The organism is Corynebacterium striatum ATCC 6940, from assembly GCF_000159135.1.
Classification (GTDB): Bacteria; Actinomycetota; Actinomycetes; order Mycobacteriales; family Mycobacteriaceae; genus Corynebacterium; species Corynebacterium striatum.
In genome coordinates, this window is record NZ_GG667519.1 from 6,675 (window position 1) to 7,249 (window position 575).

Annotated in this window: 1 protein-coding gene; it reads left to right on the plus strand. The window is 55.5% G+C overall.

All coding sequences use genetic code 11. From position 1 onward, the window contains the following. Window positions 1–575: integrase core domain-containing protein (locus tag HMPREF0308_RS00015; protein ID WP_005527574.1), on the plus strand; the 575-nt coding region annotated here is incomplete at both ends.

The following is a 575-nucleotide window of genomic DNA, read 5'->3' on the forward strand; positions in this document are numbered from 1 at the left end:
CGGGTTTTGCTCCCACGACGCAAGGCAAAGACGAGCGATCGCACCAAACCATGACCAGGTTTTTGGATGCTCGTACCCCCACGACACTGGCGCAGGTCCAACAGTTGATTGTCGACTACCGCGACTTCTACAACACACGCCGTCGCCACCAAGGACTTCTTAGGGGCAAGATGCACATCACCCCAGCCCAAGCCTGGGAGATTATCTCGCATGCCCAGCCACCGACGCAGCCGATTGACCCAGATGTTTTATGGACGAAAATCGCGAGACAATATCACCGGATTCACCCCGACAACCAAGCAGATGCCTTAGCAACCGACACGGTAGTCGCGACAGATAATGCCCTGGCTGAAGTTGCAGCTTCAGACAAGGCACCAGGTAACGACACAAAGGCGATCCAGCAAGATACACCCCATGCCGATTCCTCAACCGTAATGCCAAGCTCTACCGGTGTAAATGCACTCTGGCCTATCCCGGACAAGCTGTGGATCAACAAAAGCGGGGTGGTCCGCGTCATGGGACACGGCCTCTACGTCGGGCTGCGCTTTAAAAATCGAGCCATCTACAGCAGCGTA